The 16,421-nt window shown below is 51.2% G+C and carries 16 protein-coding genes; 12 read left to right on the top strand and 4 right to left on the bottom strand.

All coding sequences use genetic code 11. The annotated features are described in order from the left end of the window. The first annotated feature begins 162 nt into the window (after nucleotides 1-162). On the top strand, nucleotides 163-1,269 hold the full coding sequence (locus tag NNL35_RS18870) for a GNAT family N-acetyltransferase (RefSeq protein WP_006679586.1): 1,107 nt from the start codon (nucleotides 163-165) through the stop codon (nucleotides 1,267-1,269). Beyond that, a complete protein-coding gene (locus tag NNL35_RS18865; RefSeq protein ID WP_006679587.1) occupies nucleotides 1,266-1,781 on the top strand; it encodes a GNAT family N-acetyltransferase in 516 nt (171 codons plus the stop codon). The genes NNL35_RS18870 and NNL35_RS18865 overlap by 4 nt, the downstream gene beginning before the upstream one ends. A gap of 36 nt (nucleotides 1,782-1,817) precedes the next feature. Here the strand turns inward: NNL35_RS18865 and NNL35_RS18860 are convergent, their stop codons facing one another. Further along, nucleotides 1,818-2,390, bottom strand: coding sequence for a MarR family transcriptional regulator (locus NNL35_RS18860; RefSeq protein ID WP_006679588.1), 573 nt, complete (start codon nucleotides 2,388-2,390; stop codon nucleotides 1,818-1,820). 148 nt (nucleotides 2,391-2,538) lie between these two features. Here NNL35_RS18860 and NNL35_RS18855 point away from each other — a divergent pair, with 148 nt between their 5' ends. Together NNL35_RS18855 and NNL35_RS18850 are read left to right on the top strand one after the other, a co-directional pair. After that, nucleotides 2,539-3,540, top strand: a complete 1,002-nt coding sequence (locus tag NNL35_RS18855) for a quinone oxidoreductase family protein (RefSeq protein ID WP_006679589.1) — start codon at nucleotides 2,539-2,541, stop codon at nucleotides 3,538-3,540. Between the two features lie 229 nt (nucleotides 3,541-3,769). Then, nucleotides 3,770-3,985: a sulfurtransferase TusA family protein gene (locus NNL35_RS18850; protein ID WP_006679590.1), complete on the top strand. Its 216-nt coding sequence runs from the start codon at nucleotides 3,770-3,772 to the stop codon at nucleotides 3,983-3,985. A gap of 360 nt (nucleotides 3,986-4,345) precedes the next feature. Here the strand turns inward: NNL35_RS18850 and NNL35_RS18845 are convergent, their stop codons facing one another. Then, nucleotides 4,346-5,281 (bottom strand): tyrosine-type recombinase/integrase, encoded by a 936-nt coding sequence (locus NNL35_RS18845; protein WP_006679710.1) that lies wholly within the window; start codon nucleotides 5,279-5,281, stop codon nucleotides 4,346-4,348. 135 nt (nucleotides 5,282-5,416) lie between these two features. On the opposite strand from NNL35_RS18845, the gene secA reads away from it, so the two are divergent. The 4 genes from secA (at nucleotide 5,417) to NNL35_RS18825 (ending at nucleotide 11,271) form a co-directional block, all read left to right on the top strand. After that, entirely contained in the window at nucleotides 5,417-7,780 is a 2,364-nt protein-coding gene (gene secA, locus NNL35_RS18840) for a preprotein translocase subunit SecA (RefSeq protein WP_006679638.1), read from the top strand. Between the two features lie 5 nt (nucleotides 7,781-7,785). Continuing rightward, nucleotides 7,786-8,202: a hypothetical protein gene (locus tag NNL35_RS18835; RefSeq protein WP_138985678.1), complete on the top strand. Its 417-nt coding sequence runs from the start codon at nucleotides 7,786-7,788 to the stop codon at nucleotides 8,200-8,202. 328 nt (nucleotides 8,203-8,530) lie between these two features. Then, entirely contained in the window at nucleotides 8,531-9,535 is a 1,005-nt protein-coding gene (locus tag NNL35_RS18830; RefSeq protein WP_420832882.1) for a hypothetical protein, read from the top strand. A gap of 335 nt (nucleotides 9,536-9,870) precedes the next feature. Next, entirely contained in the window at nucleotides 9,871-11,271 is a 1,401-nt protein-coding gene (locus NNL35_RS18825) for an S-layer homology domain-containing protein (RefSeq protein ID WP_006675848.1), read from the top strand. 125 nt (nucleotides 11,272-11,396) lie between these two features. Here the strand turns inward: NNL35_RS18825 and NNL35_RS18820 are convergent, their stop codons facing one another. Beyond that, entirely contained in the window at nucleotides 11,397-12,278 is an 882-nt protein-coding gene (locus tag NNL35_RS18820) for a LysR family transcriptional regulator (protein ID WP_006675850.1), read from the bottom strand. Nucleotides 12,279-12,450: 172 nt separating this feature from the next. On the opposite strand from NNL35_RS18820, the gene NNL35_RS18815 reads away from it, so the two are divergent. The 4 genes from NNL35_RS18815 to NNL35_RS18800 all read left to right on the top strand — a co-directional run bounded on the left by NNL35_RS18815 (nucleotide 12,451) and on the right by NNL35_RS18800 (nucleotide 15,319). Next, on the top strand, nucleotides 12,451-13,140 hold the full coding sequence (locus NNL35_RS18815; protein WP_050979377.1) for a YeeE/YedE thiosulfate transporter family protein: 690 nt from the start codon (nucleotides 12,451-12,453) through the stop codon (nucleotides 13,138-13,140). 72 nt (nucleotides 13,141-13,212) lie between these two features. After that, entirely contained in the window at nucleotides 13,213-13,440 is a 228-nt protein-coding gene (locus tag NNL35_RS18810; protein WP_006675852.1) for a sulfurtransferase TusA family protein, read from the top strand. Between the two features lie 34 nt (nucleotides 13,441-13,474). Next, nucleotides 13,475-14,023 (top strand): YeeE/YedE thiosulfate transporter family protein, encoded by a 549-nt coding sequence (locus NNL35_RS18805; protein ID WP_006675853.1) that lies wholly within the window; start codon nucleotides 13,475-13,477, stop codon nucleotides 14,021-14,023. 72 nt (nucleotides 14,024-14,095) lie between these two features. Then, nucleotides 14,096-15,319, top strand: coding sequence for an FAD-dependent oxidoreductase (locus tag NNL35_RS18800; RefSeq protein WP_006675854.1), 1,224 nt, complete (start codon nucleotides 14,096-14,098; stop codon nucleotides 15,317-15,319). A gap of 161 nt (nucleotides 15,320-15,480) precedes the next feature. Here the strand turns inward: NNL35_RS18800 and NNL35_RS18795 are convergent, their stop codons facing one another. Next, entirely contained in the window at nucleotides 15,481-16,350 is an 870-nt protein-coding gene (locus tag NNL35_RS18795; RefSeq protein WP_006675855.1) for a 23S rRNA (adenine(2058)-N(6))-methyltransferase Erm(C), read from the bottom strand. Nucleotides 16,351-16,421 lie beyond the last annotated feature (71 nt).

The raw sequence follows: 16,421 nt of genomic DNA, 5'->3' as shown, positions 1-16,421 counted from the left end.
ACCCTCTAGAGAGAGCGGCGGGGAGCGCGATGAAAAGAGGAGGTTGTGTAAGCCCCAAGAGGAATATATTTCAAAGAAACCTCTTTCTTGGTACAATAGCGGAAGGCAGTGGGCTGAATCACTTTTATCCGAGATAAATTGAATGGTTGGGAGAGGCTCGACGTGAAACTACAAGGCGAAAGAATTGAATTAACTTTGAGCACGGAACAAGACTTGGACTTTCTGTGCCGAATGGAATGTGATAAGGATTTATGGCATTTTGAAGAATCGGTTCCGAGTGTGGAAGAGGCAAGGGAGAATTGTCTTGAGAAATTCGCTGTAGATGAAGACGAGGAAGGGGCAAGCTATGATTTCGTCGTCAGACTGGCCTCGGATCAGACCGCAACCCCTATCGGGATTGCACAGATTTGGAGCTATGTCGATTGGCGGAAAAGCTGGGAAATCGGGTTCGCAATTATACCGGAATACGGGGGACATGGATACGGACGCGAAGCGGCGGAGCTTCTGCTGGCGTTGGCGTTCAACAAATTTGGCGCTCATAAGGTCGTCGGCATGTGTAATGCCCATAATCATCGTTCGTCAGCGCTGATGGAGCATATCGGGATGAGAAGGGAAGGCGTTTTCAAAGAAGAGCTGTACTGGAATGAGCGTTGGACGGATCAGTATTTCTATTCGATCCTGGATTCGGAGTATGCCGCACAAGCCAAATTCGGTATGATGTATCGTTCATTTTTCGTAAGCCAGCATGATCAAGATTATCATCCGGAGGTTGCTTGCGGGGTAGCCAGCCTGTTGATGTTGCTGCGTTATCATCAGCTTGCGGATGAGGTGACGTTTCTTCTATTGGCCCAAGAGCTGCGGTTGACCGATCCACCGGCTATCAAAGGCTATCAAGCAACCGATCCTCCGATTGGCGTATATCCGGAAGACGTTTACCGGTTTTTATTGGACAGGAAGATTTTGTTCCGGGTATCTTTTTTCAAGCATGAGTGGGAAACCTGTCTGCTGAGCGGGCCTATCATGGTGCTGATGAGAGACGATGGAGACGAATTTGAGCCGCACGGGCACTGGGTTGTCGTCGTAGACAAGGAAGGGCCGGTATTCACTTATTTGGACCCTTGGTATAAGGGAGACAGCGGAGAATACGTGAGGCAGATCGAGGAATCGGCATTTTTCGAATGTTTCACGGGCTGCGCCTGTCAAATTATTCAGAAGGGTCACGGGGTTACGAAGTTCATCCCGGTATCTGAAGGAGAGCGTCAGCTATGATCATCCGTATGGAGACAAGAGCGGATCACGAAAAGGTGTACGACGTGCATCGCCAGGCTTTTGGCGGCAGGGAAGAAGAGTCGAAGCTGGTGGAGCGAATCCGCCGATCGGATCAGTTCGTACCGGAATTATCGCTCGTGGCCGAGATGAACGATGAGATTGTGGGACATGCGCTGCTAAGCGTCGCCCATATCGTGAACGGGGAAGACCGGCACGAGGTGCTTGCGCTCGCCCCAATCGCGGTGAAGCCTTCGCATCAAAGGGAAGGAATCGGCGGCCAGCTTATCGATGAAGGGCTGCGCAGGGGCCGGGAACGGGGATATGATGCGGTATTTGTAATCGGACATCCCACGTATTATCCCCGGTTCGGCTTCGTGCCGGCCGGACCCCGCGGCTTCGAGCTGAAGCAATTCGAAGTCCCGGAGAACGTATTTATGGTATGCGAGCTGTCGGATGGAGCATTGTCGAATATAACCGGAGAACTGGTCTATCCCCCGGCGTTCATGGAGTAAGGGGGAGGGCGAAGCAGGGCATCCGGAGCCGTTGGGTCAACGGCTCTCCGGTTGCCCCGTTGCGGTATCGGGACCGTGCTCCGGATGTACCCAAGAGGCTGTCGACGCATCTTGGAGGACACGGACGAGAATGCGCAATTCATCAGGTTCGTACTTTTGCAGGAACCGGACGACCCCAATTTCCAACTGCCGATGCAGTGCTTGATGAAGCTGATGAAGCTCGCTGCCTAGCGGTGTCGTGCGGAACAGAATTTCTTTTTTATTGCCGGGGAGGAACTCCTTTTGAATCAGATTTTTGGCAGCCAGTCTTCGCGTAATTTTCGATACGGTGCCTTTGAAAATTCCGAACTGCTTGGAAATGGTAATGCCATTGACCGGCTCCAGCTGCCCGATGGCATCAAGAACATGCAGCTCCATAATTGTCATATCCCGCAGATGCTCGGCAACGGCCGGATTAGAGCAATTGCGCAGCATCCATTCTCTCTCCTCATCTTCCTCTGATTCCGCCCGCTTCTGCAGGGCGGCGATGAGGCGCAGAATCTCTTCAATCATTGGCTTGCCTTCCTGATGATCTTCGGACTGAGCGTGATTATCGGCTGTATCTGTCATGGAATGATCTCCTTAACCCTTCATTTCTCATTTTAGTATAGCAAGAAATAGGCGAAAGACAATGTTTCCAAGAAACAATATTGACAGCATTCTACGCCTGCGGTAGTATAGTTTCCAGGAAACAAAATAAAGGAGAGGAGATTGCACCATGAACATGAAGGCGATTCGAATCCAGGCTTACGGGGGACCCGAAGAGATGCGGCTGGAGGAGCTGCCGTTGCCAGCGCCGGGGCCGGGCCAGGCTCTTGTGCGCGTGCTGGCCGCGAGCGTGAACTTCCTCGATGTTCAACACCGCCGCGGCGAACTTGTTGCGCAAGCTTTTTATAAGAAGGAGGGAGCCGTGGCTGCTGATCTGCCGGCTACGATTGGAAGCCAGTGCGTAGGGATTGTTGAAGCACTCGGTCCCGGCGAGGGTCATGTGAAGGTAGGCGACAGGGTTATCTGCGGCGGAGGAAGCGGGACGTATGCCACGCATGTGATCGCGCCGGCGCGCCGGCTGATGCCTGTGCCTGACGGGATTAGCACCGAGCAGGCTGCGGCGGGTCTGACGCAGGGCTTTCTGGCCTATGCGCTTACCCATGCCGCCTATCCGGTTAAGCCGGGAGATTGGTGCCTTATCCATGCCGCTGCTGGAGGAGTCGGGCTGCTGCTGTGCCAGATGGCGAAGCTTCGCGGCGGGAAAGTAATCGGCGTAACCTCGACGGAGGCGAAAGCGGCGGCCGTCAAGGAAGCAGGTGCCGATGAGGTCATTGTGTCGACGCAGGCGGATATTGCAATGGAAGCACGGCGCATATCCGGTGGGCGCGGGGTGAACGTCGTGTACGATGGTGTTGGGAAGGACACGTTCGATGCCAGTCTGGACAGCCTTGCGCCTCGCGGTTATTTAGAAATTTTCGGACAAGCGAGCGGATACATTCCCCCCTTCGATCTGATGCGGCTGCAAGAAAAGGGATCGTTGTATATTAACCGCTTCTCCGGACTCTATTATATGGAGGAGTGGTCTCAATACATCCCGCAATTCCTGGAGTGGATGAAGGAGGGGCGTCTCTCCATCAAGATCGAGCGGATGTATCCGCTGGCTGAAGCGGCCAAGGCGCATGCCGCATTCGAGCAGCGGCAGGTGACTGGCCGGCTGCTGCTGATTCCGTAAGCCCCTAACAGCATCGATTGGCGTGCTATGCATACTTTGAACCGGACAGACGATGGACCATGTGTTCATTGTCTGTATTTTTTAGTGCCGACGGCGCCGCAAATGTAGCGCAATCGAGTCCCAGATATAGGAGAGCCGCCTGAACGGAGCTCTTGAGGTTCGCAATCAGGCGGCGTATACTCAGAATAGCGGAGCATAGAGTCTATCAAGTTGGACGGAGGCGGTTTTTATGATCGAGATCGATTGCTTGGGTGAAGTCTGTCCGGTGCCCGTGATGATGCTGAAGAAGCATCAGGAAGCGATCCGCGGCGGAGAGAAGGTGCTGCTCGTCACCGATCATAGCTGCGCTAAAGTATCGATAGGCGAGTACTGCCGAAGCAACAACCTGGTTTGCTCCGTTCACGAAGTCATTAATGGCGTGTGGGAGATTACGATAGAGGCGTAAGAAATGCCTTTTATAAAAATGTTGAGTTCGAGTTGTATGTAGACCGCATACAACTCTTTTTTGGGTTGAGGAGAAGGCCGCTGAAGCGGGAGTGCGGAAAATAATAAGGCCTGCGCAAAAAAATTACGCAGGCTTGTATTGAAATTTTCAATGGGTTTGTCGAAAAAAGTAAAAATGGGTAATTCATCTTATGTAGGAAATAAAACACTAGTGTTGTTCTATGATTCGTTAGGTAAACTAACTTCGTACAATATGTGTTGTTCGACATGTTTTGCTATTATAGTATTCAATTCTACATTCAGGTCCCAAAAAATAGTATAGATAAAATTAACCATTTGATCAACCCCTTACAAGTAAGTTTCATTTCATCGCAATCGAATCAGCTACGAAATCGGGAGCGGCCTTCTTAATTTGCTGCACCGTATGCAGATAACGTTGCGTTGTATTAATATGCGTGTGTCCAAGAGATTCCTGCACTTGCTGCAAGGAAGCGCCACGGAGCAGAGCAAGCGTCGCATTGGTGTGCCGAAGCCAATGCGGCGTTACTTTTTTCTTCAAGCCGCTTTGTTCACGGGCTTTCTGGATGATCTTTTCAACGAGTCTTACGGAAATAGGGAAAATCCGCTTGCCGTCCATATCCTTATTTTGTTCCCGGTATTCGCATAATAACCGCCATAATAGTTGGGGAACCTTCACTTCACGCTGTTTATCGCCTTTGCCGCTTATCGTAACCCACATCGATGTCTCTTCGGGATCGGTGTGGAAGTCCCCCCATTCCAATGCAATTAATTCCGATACCCTCACCCCGAGCAGCACAAGCGTCATTCCGATCACATAGTCACGGAATCCCTGGATTTTTAATTGTTCGAGCAGAAGGCGGACTTCACTCACCGTTAAATAATGATTTTTGCTGTTCACCACGATCTTCGGCACACGAACGCAAGTTGTCGGATTGGATGGAAAGAAGCCTCTATTTTCGTCACTTCCCCAATTGTATAGCGAGCGCAAGGGCGCAATATGAGCAGCGATCGTGGCGGGCGCCATCGGTTTCTTGTTTGGACTTAAAAAGCCTTGAGCCAGGCTGATTTTATAGACCTCGATTTCTCTCCACGTCACATCCTTCAACGCTTTATTCCCAATAAACAGACGGAATTTGTTAATCGCGTTCCGATAATTGCGAATTGTATATGGAGAACGGCTGCTTGACGACAAAAACATATTGATAATTTGTTCGTCGGAGCAAGGTTCAATCATTTCGGAATAGTTGGGCAGTAACCGTAAGACTGTCTGAAGCATCGTTTGAATTCCTCCTTATTGATTCTGCGAACAACACATATTGTACGAAGTTAAATTGTAATGGAAAAATCAGAGAAAGCAAAACCTGGAAATGGTTATTATGCCAAATGAGTTGTTCGCAAAGGAGGTCAAGCATTGCTGTCCCGACTCACGAAGCGGATATTTGACCGCCAGTCAGCAGAGTTACGAAAATTGCGGCGCATCGTCCATCAGATCAACTGCCGCTATCACGAACTGTCTTCTTCTTCGGATGAGCAGCTGCAGTCGCTATCCCGGCAATTGCGCTCCCAAGCGGGAGAGGACAGGAGTTCGCCTCATGTGAAATTCGAAGTGTTCGCGCTGGCCAAAGAAGCCGTTCGCCGAATATCCGGGAAGACGCTGCATGATGTGCAGCTGATGGGCGGATGGGCGATGACCGAGCGCAATATTGCGGAGATGGCGACTGGCGAAGGGAAAACCGTAACTTCCATACTCCCCATATATTGGTTCGCGTTGCAGGGGCACGGGGTGCATCTCATTACGGCGAATGAATACTTGGCTGCACGAGATTATGCGGAGATGAAGCCGATTTTCGAATTTCTCGGGATTCGTGTCGGATTAAATCTTGCGGGCTCAAGTGTTAAGGCGAAGCAGGAGGCTTATCAGAAAGATGTGACTTACGGCGTTTGCAGCGAATTCGGTTTTGATTATTTGCGGGATCATTTGGCACGGAAGCCGGAAGAGCGGGTTCAACGCTCTCTAGCTTATGCGCTGATTGATGAGATCGACAGCATCTTAATCGATGAAGCGCGCACTCCGTTAATCATAGCTGGAAAAACGAAGGCATCGCCCGATCTGTATTACGTATGCGCCCGGTTTGTCGAGCGGCTGCAGGAGAATCGAGATTATGAAGTGGATCGCGAGCTGAATCAGGTTACGTTTACGGACAGAGGCATTCAAACGATTGAAACGGTCTTCATGATTGATAATTTATACCATTTGGAAAATACCAACGTCTACCATTATTTATTGCAAAGCCTGCGCGCCAAAGCATTAATGAAGCGTGATGTGGATTACATTGTCAAGGATGAAAAAGTAGCCATTATTGATGCCTTTACCGGACGTATTTTGCAGGGCAGGCAATATAATGACGGCTTGCAGCAAGCGATCGAAGCGAAAGAGGATGTGCCGTTAAGTCCGGAAAACGTGACGCATGCGGTGATTACGATACAAAAGTATTTTAGCTTGTATACATACCTGACCGGGATGACCGGAACGATACGGAGCGAAGCGGAAGAAATTCAGAATCTATTCGGATTGGATATCGTCGCCATTCCAACGCATAAGCCCATTCAGCGCAGCGATGAAGAAGATGTATTTTTCATGACGAGACAAGAAAAGTACAGCGAAATCATGCGTGAAGTTAAAAAACGGCATGCCATTGGACAACCGGTATTGATCGGAACGACGTCGATTGAACAATCTGAGGAGGTTGCCTCTCATCTGCAAGCATTAGGACTGCCCTATCAGCTTCTGAACGCCAAAGAGGAGGAAAAAGAAGCCTCTATTATATCTGCTGCTGGATTGAAGGGAGCGATAACGATCGCGACCAATATGGCGGGCAGAGGTACGGACATCGTGCTGGGACCGGGTGTAGCTGAGCTTGGGGGGCTGCATGTCATCGGGACGGAGCGGCACGAGAGCCGCCGGATAGATAATCAATTAAGAGGCCGATCAGGCAGACAGGGAGATCCGGGCTCATCCTGCTTTTATATTTCGATGGAAGATGAACTGATTGAGAGATTCGCTTCTGAAGAAGCTAGGCAATGGCGCAGCACAATCCAATGGAGAAAGATCGGGACGAGGGAACCGGCGCTTATGCGCTGGATTGAACGAGTTCAGAAGAGGATTGAGCAGCAAAATCATGAAATTCGCACCTTCGTCTATGTGCTGGATTCGATTGTGCACGATCAAAGAGTAAGCTTCTACGAGCATCGAAAAGAAGTGGTAGATGGTCAGGATATCCAGTATTTTCTGCGTGGGCATCTTGTACGTTATGTCCAGCAATGGATGGAAACGCATGCTCCTCGTGAACAGTCGCCTGATGAATGGGATATTTCCGTGTTGTCTCGCGAGTCTGGCTTGCGGCCAAATCTCTTTGCTTCGGACAAGAAGCTTGCCAACGGGTTGGAGCTCGCGCAAATCATCACCTCATATTTTGATGCGAAGCTGGAAGACTTGTTCTCATTAGAGAATCGAAGCCAATGCTGCAAAAAATGGCGAAGCGTCTATTTGCAAATTCTCGACAAAGCATGGATGCGTCATTTGGAGCAGTTGGAGTTGCTGAAGTTAGGAATTCAGTTTCGGAAATACGGCAAACAAGATCCGGTGCAAGCCTATAAGGAAGATGCTTGGAAGCTATATGGCCAAATGGAAGAAACGGTGAGAAAAAAGGTATATGATGCCGTTTTGAAAGAGAGGCTTCACAAAGGGCGGCAGTTCAGCGGAAAGGTAGGGTAGCTAGATTGGCAATGAAGCAAACTTTTATTTCTCTTATTCGTGAAAAGTTATGTAAGAGAGAACCAGTTCCTGAGAAAGACACCTTGATCGAACAGCCGGAACAGCCCCAGGAAAATGAAACGGTGCAGAACAAGGAAGTCATTGAGCTGAGCGAACAGCTTCGCATGATCACGCTGGTCAATCAGTATGCGGAGGAGTTTCTATACCCGCATATCAAGCCTGATCCTGCTTGGTCTAAAGGGTTTGCCCTGCTCAATGAAGTGTTCGTCACGCAAGGCGAAGATCCGGTCTACCGCTGCAACATGGAAGTGTTCTACCAAAATCAATCAGGCGAAAAGAAAGCGATGTATCTGGTCAGTCTGGTGCGGTTCAGTGGGGATTCGTGGCGCGTATTTCAGGTAAAAGAGGTGATGCCATGTTAAGAAAGTAGAATCGAATCCATCGACCAAAAAAGGAATGGGAAGGAGAAAAATATTTCAATGACACAAAAAAGAGAAGAACGTAACGAAGAAATGAAAGATTTGAATGTGCCGGGAAGCCGCAAAGCAACAGCCACTGTTCTGGCAGCGGCTAAAGTGTTGGCGGCCACGACGATGGCCGTCGCTCCGGTTGTTGCTGTCGTGCCTGGAACGGTATCCGCGGAGGGAACCAATGAGGAAGATATTCCTGTGGAGGATATTGAAGCAGGGACAGAGCAGGATGGTGGTGGAGTAGAGCCAGGTACCGACGAAGAGCAGCCAGGTACCGACGATGAAGAGAAGCCAGGCAACGACGATGAAGAGCAGCCGGGGAATGACGATGAAGAGAAGCCAGGCAATGACGACGATGAAGAGCAGCCAGGCAGCGACGATGAAGAGCAGCCAGGCAACGACGATGAAGAGCAGCCAGGCAACGACGATGAAGAGCAGCCAGGCAGCGACGATGAAGAGCAGCCAGGCAACGACGATGAAGAGCAGCCGGGGAATGACGATGAAGAGAAGCCAGGCAATGACGACGATGAAGAGCAGCCAGGAAGCGACGATGAAGAGCAGCCAGGCACCGACGATGAAGAGAAGCCGGGCAATGACGATGAAGAGCAGCCAGGCAATGACGACGATGAAGAGCAGCCAGGCAATGACGATGAAGAGCAGCCAGGCAATGGCGACGATGAAGAGCAGCCAAGCAGCGACGATGAAGAGCAGCCAGGCACCGACGATGAAGAGCAGCCAGGCAACGACGATGAAGAGGAGCCAGGCAACGACGATGAAGAGCAGCCGGGCAATGACGATGAAGAGCAGCCAGGCAATGACGACGATGAAGAGCAGCCGGGCAATGACGATGATGAAGAGCAGCCAGGCACCGATGATGAAGAGGAGCCAGGCACCGACGATGAAGAGCCAGGCACCGATGATGAAGAGCAGCCAGGCACCGATGATGAAGAGGAGCCAGGCACCGATGATGAAGAGGAGCCAGGCACCGACGATGAAGAGCCAGGCACCGATGATGAAGAGCAGCCAGGCACCGATGATGAAGAGGAGCCAGGCACCGACGATGAAGAGGAGCCAGGTACCGACGATGAAGAGGAGCCAGGTACCGATGATGAAGAGGAGCCAGGTACCGATGATGAAGAGGAGCCAGGCACCGATGATGAAGAGGAGCCAGGAGATGGCCAAAATCCAGGTGATGGACAAGAACCAGGCGATGGCGAAGAGCCGGGTGACGAAGATAAGGCTTACGCCATCGAAAATGGAACGATCTCTCTGGATGGCGGCATAACCGTCTCCGTCGATGTCGCTCCGCAAGGAGAGGGACAAAATGTCGTCGTCGTGTTCCAACTGGTTAAGGATGATACGACGCCGATTAGCATTGTTGCTTTGGAAAGAAACATTTCCGAGCTTGAAAAAGTAACCGCTCATTTTAATGTGGACGGTTCAGGCTATTCCGTTAAGGTGTTCGTCTTTGACGAGTTCACCAGCGATCCGGGGAAAGCCCCAACCTCGTTGGCGAAGGCTGTCATTTTAAAATAAGAACTCTTTAAGTTGATATCATGCTCATAATCGAATCCGGAGCGTTCCGGATTCGATTATACTTGAAAGCGAGGTAAGCAGTTCGTGATTAAAGGATTCCTGAGAAACATAACGATTGTGGCCGTGCTCTTGACCATTTTCCCGTTGTCCGCATTTGCTGCTGATGCTATCACATTGGAGCAGATAGCGAATAAAAAGCCCGGGGAAGCGGTCGAACTGAAGGGAAAATCAACTTTAAAAGAAGTGAGCGTTAAAGTCCTTCGTCCGAACAAGACGATTCTCTATGTAGATGTGGCGGACATCGGTGCAGAAGGAGCATTTGTGGTCACCTTCCATCTTCCTTCCGACGCTGATCTTGGGGATTATACGGCAGTAGCAGGCCAAGGCTCGGACACGGCCTCCCGAACATTTAACGTAACGGCCAAAGAGGATAACGGCGGCACGCCAGGCGGAACCCCAGGAAGCGGCGGCTCTGGCGGCGGTGGCGGAGGAGGGGGTGGAGGAGGCGGCACTTCTTCGTCTTCATCGACAACGCCATCCAATACTCGAACGATCAATGCAAACAGCGCTTCCTTTACATTGAACGGAGTCAAGTTCGATATCCCTGCGGGCGCGGCGGCAAAATCGCTGCAGCTCAAAGTGGAAAAAGTCAGCGGCACTTCCGGACTGAATATTCCGGCTCATCTGCAATTGGCGAGCGAGGTGTTCGACATCACGGTCAGCCCGAAAGAGAAACTTGCGAAAAACATGACGATCGCGCTGCCATTCGACATCTCCAAGTTCCATCCGGATAAATACGAGCTGGCGGTATACCGGTTGGACGCAGATAAAAAGGAATGGATCTCACTGGAGAACATTGCCATCAACGCGTCCGATAAGACGGTAAGCGGGGATGTCGACCAATTCGCGAAGTTTGCGGTATTGGCCAAAGCCAAAGAAACAAAGACAGAAGAACCAAAAACTCCGCAAATCCTGCTGAAGGACATTAATGGACATTGGGCAGAGAAGAACATTCTCGCATTGGTTCAAAGAGGAGCAATTACCGGATATCAAGACAACACGTTTAAGCCAAAAAATAAAATCACGAGAGCTGAATTCGCCACGATTCTCGTCAAAGCGCTCGATCTGAAGGGTACCGACGGCAAAGTATTCAAGGATACGGAGAAACACTGGGCGAAAGATAACATTGCCATTGCGAGCGCGCATGGCATTGTGAATGGCTATGATTCAACCACCTTCGGACCTAACGATCCGATTACAAGAGAACAAATGGCCGCAATGGTTGTCAAAGCGTTCGATTTGAAACATGAAAAACCGAATGCAAAATTGAAAGACCAGAATAAAGTATCCAAGTGGGCTGTGGAATCTGTTGAAACGGCAGTTGCTCAAGGCATTATGAGCGGTTACAACAACAAGATTAACCCGCAAGAGAACGCCAACAGAGCAGAAGCAGTCACCGTCGTTGCCAATGCATTAGGTCTATAGCCAACGCAAAGCGCTCCCGAAGCAATCGAGGCCTAGACGGAGCTGATTAATGAACGAAGACGCTTCCAAAACCGCAAAACAAGCGGGGACGGAAGCGTCTTTTTCTTCCAGGTGCAACCAACCCCTCAACAAACCGTATCGACCAGTCTCTTCTCGATATAGCGAATTAATTGCCGGGTCTCCTTATCGCAGCGCCGGTGTTGTTTTTTAATCATGTGAATCTCGTTGTAGACTTGAAAATTATCGATATGGATGATGCGGAGCTGTTTGCTGTACAGCTCTTTTTTGATGGACATGTAGGGGAGAAAGGCGGCCCCGTGTCCTTTGACGGCGGCAAGCTTGACGGCTTCGATCGAATCCAGATTATAGAGAATGTTCAAGAGCGGCTTGCCCTCCATCGCATTCAAGGCCCGCTGCACGCAGGACAGCTGGGCAGACCAGATCAGCGGGAACCGCGGGAGCTCGCTTAATGCTATGGTATCGGGACGCAGGGCGCTGCTGCTGGTGACGAGCATGACCTTGTCCGAGAATACTTTGCAGGAACTCAATTCGGGATTGGTCGAAGGCCCTGAAATAAATCCGATGTTGCCTTCCTCAAGCAAAATATGCTTCTCAATCTCCGATGTAAAGCCTTCATTCAAGGTGATCAAAAACTCGGGAAAATGCTTCTTCATTTCATACAGTGTGCAGGGAAGGGCATAATTGCACACTTCCGGAATGGCGTAAATGGACAACTGGTGCGGACCGTGCTCCAGATGCTTCATTTCCATCAGCATATCATCGTACAGCTTGCAAATTTGAACCGCGTATTTCTGCGCGATCTGTCCCGCTTCGGTGAGCTGGGCACCCTTGTTGCTTCGTTGAAGAAGCTCGGCCCCCAACAACGTTTCCCATGATTTGACCTGCTGGCTAAGCGCCGATTGCGTAATGTGAGATTTATGCGCCGCCTTTGAGATACTCTTGAGCGCCGCGATGTCCAGGAACAATTTAAGCGTTTCCACATTCATGCGTGACTCCTCCTGTTTACCCGCTTAGAACTTGTTGAAGCCTCTTCTGTTTATCTCTCCTGCCATTAGCAAAACTTATACAGTATAAACAAAGCATATAACCACGGCACGTATAAGTATGTTAATATTTTCACAAAGTTAAAAAACATCTTATTGCTGGAGGTGCTGCAAGATGGGACAAACTCCGAGTCCCGCGACGAAATCGACCCGAATCCGGGCACCTAGAAAGCCAAAGAAGAGCCAATTGCCATTTGCTTTAATCGCAACCGCTCTCGTCATTGCCTTCGGATTCTACTTGAATCAGTACAATGACAACATGGTCGTCTATCTGCTGTTCGGTCTTTCGTTTGGCGTCATTTTGCAAAGATCGCGATTCTGCTTCACCGCTTCGATGAGGGACCCGTGCATTACGGGAAGCACGTCGGTTACGAGAGCGGTACTTATTGCCTGCTCCTTGGCCACGATTGGATTCACGGCCATCAAATATTCGGCCTTCATGCAAGGGAATCCGATTCCCGGCATGGACAATGTGGGACAGATCAGCTTCGCCCTCGTCATCGGCGCTGTGCTGTTCGGCATCGGAATGGTCATCGCCGGCGGCTGCGCCTCGGGAACGCTTATGCGCGTAGGGGAAGGCTTCACGATGCAAATGATTTCACTGTTTTTCTTCGTACTCGGCTCTCTCTGGGGAGCACATGATATGGGCTGGTGGCGGGCCCACGTCATCAAAGATGCGCCATCGGTGTTCCTGCCGGATGTATTCGGATGGCTTGGCGCCTTGATCGTCCAGTTCCTCATTATATTGCTGCTCTATATCGCTTCGGTCAAATGGCAGGAGAAGAAGATGGGCAGCGCCGAATAATGCGGCATTAAGTTCTTTTGTTCACAAAGTTTTTCTTTTCATAAAAATAATGAGATAAAGGTGGTTATCAAGATGGCTGAATTTACACTTGATTGCATGGGAGAAGCTTGTCCGGTACCTCTAATGAGAACGGAGAAAAAAATGGCTGAACTGAATGTCGGTGATGTCCTGATTGTCTCGATCGACCATAGCTGCGCGATGAAGAATGTTCCGGAGTGGGCGAGAAAGCAAGGGCATAACGTGGAAATCGAAGAGATCGAAGACGGGGAATGGGAAATCGTAATCGAGAAGACCAAGTAGCCTTTGGTGAGGAAGAAAGGATGGGGTGTAAGCGGTGAACGCATTTTGGTTGAAAATCACATCGAACCGCTTTTACAAACGTCTGCTGAAAGAACCGTTTACGTATGTGACCGGAGCTGTGCTGCTCGCGATTTTCGCCATCGCCCATTTAGCCGTTTTCTCCAAAGGATGGGGCGTCACGAGCGCGTTTGCGGACTGGGGAGCATGGCTGTATCAGCTCGTGGGCGGCAATGTTGACGATTGGGCTTATTTCAGCTCGGAAAAGGCGCAGAAAACATTAACCGGCGGATTCATGAACGATGGCGGCTCGATACGCAATCTTGGCATTATTTTGGGTGCGCTGCTGGCTACGCTGTTCGCATCGGAATTCAAATTGAAGAAAATCAAATCCAAAAAGCAAATTGTGGCTGCGGCATTAGGCGGTCTGCTAATGGGCTATGGCGCGAGATTGGCGAACGGGTGCAATATCGGCGCGTTGTTCACCTCCATTTCTTCGCTGTCGCTGTCCGGCTGGATTTTCTGGCTGTTCTTGTTCGCCGGAGCCTTTGTAGGCAGCAAGCTATTGGCCAAATATTTTATGTAGGCGAAAGAGGGCTGACGAGAGTCAGCCTCTTTTCATAAACGATTATCGCGAAATACAGGAGGAGCGAAGACGATGGAGAAGAAAACGGAACAATATGACGTTGTCATTATTGGGGGAGGGGCCGCGGGCTTGACTGCGGGAATCTACTGCGGACGCGCGCGCTTGAAGACGCTTATTCTGGAGAAATCGCTTGTAGGCGGTCTCGCCACCTACACGAATGAGATAGAGAACTACCCAGGCTTCCCGGAAGGCGCGACCGGGACAGAGCTGATGGGGTTGTTCCACAAGCAGGCGAAGAAGTTCGGCGTTGATTTTAAAATGACCGACGTCAAATCGGTATCCGTCGACGGCGATGTCAAAATCGTCGAGACGTTCCGAATCCGGTACGAATGCAAAGCGATCATTATTGCCAGCGGCGGCAAGCCAAGGCTGACCGGAGCCCAGAATGAGGACAAATATTTGTATGACAAAGGCATTTCCTTCTGCGCGACCTGCGACGCCGCCTCGAATACGGGCAAAACGGTCATGGTGGTCGGAAGCGGCGATGCAGCCATTGAGGAGGGCATGTTCCTGACCAAGTTCGCGGATCGGGTCATCGTATCGGTCATGCATGAGCACGGCAAAATGGACTGCAACGAAATCGCCAAAACCGAGGCGCTCGAAAACCCGAAAATGGAGTTCATCTGGAACACGGTCGTTCATTCCTTCGAAGGCGAGGAGCGGCTGGATACCGTCGTGCTGAGGAACGTGAAGACGAATGAGCTGCACAAGGTTCTGGTCGATTCCTGCTTCCTGTTCATCGGCTATGTGCCGAACACGGAGATTTTCACCGGCATGATCGACATGAACCGGAACGGCTATATCCGCATCAACGACAGAATGGAGACGAACGTGCCTGGCGTCTTCGCTGCGGGCGACGTATGCGACAAATTCCTGAAGCAGGTGGCGACGGCCGTCGGCGACGGAGCGATAGCGGGGTATGGGGCCGAGAAATATATATCGGAATGTGAAGTGTATGAGAATCAGATTCTGAATCATGGCAAGCCTTCAGTTGTCTACCTGTGGAACGCGACGGATGCGGCGTGCCGGGAGCTACTGCCGGTGATGGAGGCATTCGAGCAGGCGCATTCAACGGAGTTCAGAGTGACCAAGGTCGATGTCTACAAATCGCCTGGACTTGCGGCCAGATTGGGGATCGATACCGTTCCGGCCATAGCCTATGTAACAGAAGGGAAGATACGGCGGGTCATTACCGAAAATATCAATGAAGCGTCGTTGGCCAGCCTTTTATCATAAGTGCGGAAAAGCAGGGGCATTCAGCGTGCGACTCTGCTGCGCCTCGTATGTATCGCCGGCATCGTCGGCACCATCATCGGCTTGAGGCTGACGGTATAACAATATAACAAGCGGTCAAACGGCAGCTTGGAACGATTCCATTCCAGGCTGCCGCTCCTTGATTATTCGCTCCGCGGGCTATTTTTACGCTGCCGCCGGGGCCAGCGGTACGCTTCGACCCGTTCCAGCATCGTCTGGAACACGATGCCCCATTGGCGCTCATTCAGCGCGCAGGCCGGGATATCCCGGCTTACGCCGAGGCATCTGACCAGATGCTTCATCTGCGGCGGCGTGAATATTCCTTGCAAGGCCGCACTCAACGGAAGATCGGGGCGCTTCAGCGCGTACTCGGCCAATGCCGCGAACGTATGGCTGTGCTTGGGCGCGACGAGAGGCTGCGGTTTCCGCCGAATAAGGACCATCGCGGTATCCACGCTCGGCGGAGGAGCGAAGTGATGCTTCGGGATCACCTTAACCAGCTCGATATCGAACCCCATTCGCCACGTCAGCAGGCGAGGGCGGCGAATGAGCCGGGCGGTCAAGCCCTTGGCCGCGCCGTAATCAAGGATGAGCGCCGCTCGCTGGAAGGAGGCCGCAGGCGAATCCATCAGCATGTTGAGAATTGGCGTCGTAATGGAAAACGGGATGTTGGCCACAACGCAAAAGGGCTGCTTCGGCAGATACGCCTTCCGGATATCCCTTTCCACGATCGTAATATTCGTACGCCCCTTCGACTTGCGCCGCAGCACGTCTGCAAATTCCGGATCGTTCTCAATGGCGATCACATTGCCGGCCTTCTCGGCCAAGACGAAGGTGAACGCGCCGGTTCCGGCTCCGAGATCGACCACGGTGTCCGCTCGGCGAATTTTGGCCTTATCCATCATTTCGTGAACGATCCGCTCGTTCAGGAGCAGGTGCTTCCCGCTGTAATTGGGATCAGGTCCTGTACTTCGTCTGCCGGCATGCCGCTTGTCTTGTCTATTTCTATTCATCGATGTCCCTCCGTTACCCGCAAAAAATGAATCGATCGGCTGCTGCCGTATGCGTGCAATCGAAGAGAACT

Origin of the sequence: Paenibacillus dendritiformis, assembly GCF_945605565.1 — a bacterium.
Taxonomy (GTDB): domain Bacteria; phylum Bacillota; class Bacilli; order Paenibacillales; family Paenibacillaceae; genus Paenibacillus_B; species Paenibacillus_B dendritiformis_A.
This window is presented reverse-complemented; position numbering and strand designations above follow the sequence as displayed.

Bases quoted from the DNA above. Each gene is read 5' to 3' on its own strand.
- NNL35_RS18815 (WP_050979377.1), top strand. From the start codon at position 12,451: ATGGGACAAACTCCGAGTCCCGCGACGAAATCGACCCGAATCCGGGCA.
- NNL35_RS18845 (WP_006679710.1), bottom strand. From the start codon at position 5,281: ATGCTTCAGACAGTCTTACGGTTACTGCCCAACTATTCCGAAATGATT.
- NNL35_RS18850 (WP_006679590.1), top strand. From the start codon at position 3,770: ATGATCGAGATCGATTGCTTGGGTGAAGTCTGTCCGGTGCCCGTGATG.
- NNL35_RS18820 (WP_006675850.1), bottom strand. From the start codon at position 12,278: ATGAATGTGGAAACGCTTAAATTGTTCCTGGACATCGCGGCGCTCAAG.
- NNL35_RS18855 (WP_006679589.1), top strand. From the start codon at position 2,539: ATGAACATGAAGGCGATTCGAATCCAGGCTTACGGGGGACCCGAAGAG.
- NNL35_RS18795 (WP_006675855.1), bottom strand. From the start codon at position 16,350: ATGAATAGAAATAGACAAGACAAGCGGCATGCCGGCAGACGAAGTACA.
- NNL35_RS18810 (WP_006675852.1), top strand. From the start codon at position 13,213: ATGGCTGAATTTACACTTGATTGCATGGGAGAAGCTTGTCCGGTACCT.
- NNL35_RS18865 (WP_006679587.1), top strand. From the start codon at position 1,266: ATGATCATCCGTATGGAGACAAGAGCGGATCACGAAAAGGTGTACGAC.
- NNL35_RS18830 (WP_420832882.1), top strand. From the start codon at position 8,531: ATGAAGAGAAGCCAGGCAACGACGATGAAGAGCAGCCGGGGAATGACG.
- NNL35_RS18800 (WP_006675854.1), top strand. From the start codon at position 14,096: ATGGAGAAGAAAACGGAACAATATGACGTTGTCATTATTGGGGGAGGG.
- NNL35_RS18860 (WP_006679588.1), bottom strand. From the start codon at position 2,390: ATGACAGATACAGCCGATAATCACGCTCAGTCCGAAGATCATCAGGAA.